Source organism: Empedobacter sp. UBA7252, assembly GCF_002472765.1.
Taxonomy (GTDB): Bacteria; Bacteroidota; Bacteroidia; order Flavobacteriales; family Weeksellaceae; genus Empedobacter; species Empedobacter falsenii_B.
In genome coordinates this window covers 1916-5251 of sequence record NZ_DKSQ01000101.1, presented here as the reverse complement: position 1 = coordinate 5251, position 3336 = coordinate 1916, and the positions used below count along the sequence as shown (strand labels likewise).

Below are 3336 nucleotides of genomic sequence, written 5' to 3'. Positions count from 1 at the left end.
AAGCTTTTTTTAGTTTATTTTGATCTTTTTTCTAACAAATCTGGGCGACGTTCTTTTGTACGTTCAACTGCTTTTTCATGCAACCATTCTTCAATTTTAGGAAAGTTACCCGAAAGTAAAACATCAGGAACTTTTAGACCTTTATATTCGGCAGGACGCGTATAAATTGGTGGCGCTAACAAATCATCTTGAAACGAATCTGAAAGGGCAGAAGTCTCATCACCAATTACGCCAGGTAATAAACGAATAATAGAATCAGCCAAAATAATTGCGCCAAATTCTCCACCAGAAAGCACATAATCGCCAATCGAAATTTCTCTCGTCACATACATATCTCGAATACGTTGATCGATTCCCTTGTAATGTCCACAAATCATCATAAGATTTCCTTTCAACGACAAATCATTCGCAATTGTTTGATTCAACGTTTCACCATCTGGCGTCAAATAAATAATTTCATCATAAGTTCGTTCATCTTTCAATTTCGAAATCATTTTGTCCAAAGGCTCGCACATAATCACCATTCCAGAAGTTCCTCCGTACGGATAATCATCTACATGACGATAACGTCCTTTTCCAAAATCTCTCAAATCGTGAACATGAATTTCAGCTAAACCTTTGTCTTGCGCACGTTTCATAATCGAGGCAGAAAATGGACTAACTAATAATTCGGGTAAAACAGTGATAATATCTATTCGCATGCTGCAAAGATATTTGTTTAGCTACGTTTGAGCAAGTTTAAATCTATTTTTTGAATTTGATTGTTTTAATAGAATTTATAAATTCTTCTTGTGACTTTTCATCTAAATTGTAACCAATAAAATTAAATTTTGAAGTTGAGTTTTTAATAGTATCCATATAAACTGCAATTAATTTATGATGATTTGATTGTATAAGTTTTGCTTTTTGATGATCAATAACAATATAAGAAATCTGGTATTTTGAATGTACGATAGAATCAATATTTGTTTTATGAAGTTTATTGATATATAATTCAGAGATTTTTTCCAATTCTAAATCAGGATTATTATTTAAAATAGTTGTAAAAATACTATCTGCAATTTTAGCATTAATATCAAAATCTCCGCCTGCAAGTAAACCATAATCATAAATTAATGTATCATTATTTGGAGTAATAATTCCTCCAACTTCACTATCAATTCCGCCTAATTTCACTTTTTTCCAATCTTTCGGAATTTCCATAGAAAAACTTCTAAATTGAATCGTTTTATAATTGCTTTTATTACAAGATATTAATCCAAATAATATAATGAATGATAAATATTTTAATTGATTATTCAAATGATTGATTTTCTTTTAAAATCAATAAATATAATTGATATTATTCATTAGCCTTATTCAAATGAAATCGAGTAAATTTGTCTAAAATTTTAATCAAATGTTTTTATATAACAGACATAGACGACTACGCAAAAACGAATCAATTCGTAGTATGATTCGCGAAAATCATTTGTCACCAAACGATTTTATTTTACCAATTTTTATGGCTGAAGGAGAAGGCGTGAAGGAAGAAATTGCTGCAATGCCAGGTATTTACCGCCAATCTCTTGACAATACTGTAAAAGAAGTAAAAGAAATTTGGGATTTAGGTATAAAATCAGTTAACATATATTGTAAAGTTAGTGATAACTTAAAAGATAATACAGGTAAAGAGGCTTGGAATCCAAACGGATTGATGCAAAATACAATCAAAGCAATTAAAGATGCTGTTCCAGAAATGATTGTAATGCCTGATGTTGCCTTAGATCCATATTCAATTTATGGTCATGACGGAATCATCAAAAATGGAGAAGTTATTAATGATGAAACAGTTGATGCTTTGGTAAAAATGACATTATCTCATGCAGAAGCTGGTGCAGATTTTGTTGCGCCTTCTGATATGATGGACGGTCGAATAGGAGCGATGCGCGCTGCGTTGGAGGAGAACGGTTTTCATAATGTAGGAATTATGACGTATGCTGCGAAATATGCATCATCTTTTTATGGACCTTTCCGTACAGCTTTAGATTCTGCACCAGTTGATTCTCAAGAAATTCCGAAAGACAAAAAAACCTATCAAATGGATTACCATAATTCACAAGAAGCATTGCGCGAAGCAATTGCGGATGTAGAAGAAGGTGCAGATATTTTGATGGTAAAACCAGGTATGGCATATCTGGATATTGTTAAATTAGTGAAAGATAATTTACAAGTTCCGGTTTCTGTTTATCAGGTTTCAGGTGAATATGCGATGATAAAAGCTGCTGTAGAAAAAGGTTGGTTAGATAATGATAAAGTAATTTTAGAGTCTTTAACTTGTTTCAAAAGAGCAGGAGCAGACCTAATTTCAACTTATTTTGCAAAAGAAGCAGCAAGATTATTGAACGATCAATAAATCAGTTCAAAATAAAAATAAAAAAATCCACTTCATTTGAAGTGGATTTTTTATGCTTTAAAGCGAATAATTAACCATTTTCGCTGTAAATTGTTGTTTTTCTAATGTAGATAGAAAATATTTTTGTTCAGCTTCAGCTTGTTCTTTTTTCTGATAATTCTTTTCGTAACCCGTTTGAATTTCTTTTAAAGAACCAATCGTTCCATTTTTCAATAAATAATTCTGAAACTTTGTATATCTATCTGCCAATTTGCCGTAGATATCTTTGTTATCGATGTTTGCTTCATAAACATCTGTCACATAAACTTCATTATCTTGTCCATAAGCGATGGAAAAAAAATAATAAGTTTGGTTATTCTTTGTTTGACTGAAAACCACCCCAGTAACAAAGAATAAAAATAGTACTAAACCTTTTTTCATTCAACCAAAATTTGAGCACGCAAGTTAATCATTATAACTTAATTAAAACCCTTGTTGTGTGATTTTATATTATTCGGTATAATTTTTTTATATTTGTGTCCTAAAATTGACTCAAAATGTTTCAAAATCTTCAGGATAAATTAGATAAAGCATTACATACCTTAAAAGGAAAAGGACAAATTACAGAAATTAACGTTGCAGAAACCGTAAAAGAGGTGCGTAGAGCCCTTGTTGATGCCGATGTTAGTTATAAAGTTGCAAAAGATTTTACAAATACGGTAAAAGAAAAGGCTTTAGGTGAAAACGTAATTACGTCGCTTAATCCTGGACAATTAATGGTAAAAATTGTTCATGATGAATTAGCAAAATTAATGGGAGGTGAGGTTACTGAACTGAAAGTAGACGATAATCCGACAATTATTTTGATTGCTGGTTTGCAAGGTTCTGGTAAAACAACTTTTTCTGGTAAATTAGCTAATTTCCTAAAAACTAAGAAAAACAAAAAAGTATTATTAGTTGCT

The 3336-nt window shown here is 31.1% G+C and carries 5 protein-coding genes; 2 read left to right on the top strand and 3 right to left on the bottom strand.

Annotated features, from left to right (window positions below; translation table 11 throughout):
- Positions 1-14: 14 nt before the first annotated feature.
- Positions 15-701: a tRNA (guanosine(37)-N1)-methyltransferase TrmD gene (trmD, locus tag B2X73_RS14415; protein ID WP_125349373.1), complete on the bottom strand. Its 687-nt coding sequence runs from the start codon at positions 699-701 to the stop codon at positions 15-17.
- A 43-nt stretch (positions 702-744) separates the two neighbouring features.
- Entirely contained in the window at positions 745-1203 is a 459-nt protein-coding gene (locus B2X73_RS14410) for a hypothetical protein (protein WP_291048257.1), read from the bottom strand.
- Between the two features lie 196 nt (positions 1204-1399).
- On the opposite strand from B2X73_RS14410, the gene hemB reads away from it, so the two are divergent.
- The gene (gene hemB / locus B2X73_RS14405; protein WP_038334133.1) at positions 1400-2395 is read left to right on the top strand and encodes a porphobilinogen synthase; all 996 of its coding nucleotides are present in this window, start codon (positions 1400-1402) and stop codon (positions 2393-2395) included.
- Positions 2396-2452: 57 nt separating this feature from the next.
- Here hemB and B2X73_RS14400 read toward each other — a convergent pair whose 3' ends face one another.
- A complete protein-coding gene (locus B2X73_RS14400; RefSeq protein WP_219034601.1) occupies positions 2453-2815 on the bottom strand; it encodes a hypothetical protein in 363 nt (120 codons plus the stop codon).
- 116 nt (positions 2816-2931) lie between these two features.
- Between B2X73_RS14400 and B2X73_RS14395 the strand changes: the two genes are divergently transcribed.
- Positions 2932-3336: signal recognition particle receptor subunit alpha (locus tag B2X73_RS14395; protein WP_291096797.1), on the top strand; the 405-nt coding region annotated here is incomplete at its 3' end.

Bases quoted from the DNA above. Each gene is read 5' to 3' on its own strand.
- B2X73_RS14410 (WP_291048257.1), bottom strand. From the start codon at position 1,203: ATGGAAATTCCGAAAGATTGGAAAAAAGTGAAATTAGGCGGAATTGAT.
- hemB (WP_038334133.1), top strand. From the start codon at position 1,400: ATGTTTTTATATAACAGACATAGACGACTACGCAAAAACGAATCAATT.
- B2X73_RS14400 (WP_219034601.1), bottom strand. From the start codon at position 2,815: ATGAAAAAAGGTTTAGTACTATTTTTATTCTTTGTTACTGGGGTGGTT.
- trmD (WP_125349373.1), bottom strand. From the start codon at position 701: ATGCGAATAGATATTATCACTGTTTTACCCGAATTATTAGTTAGTCCA.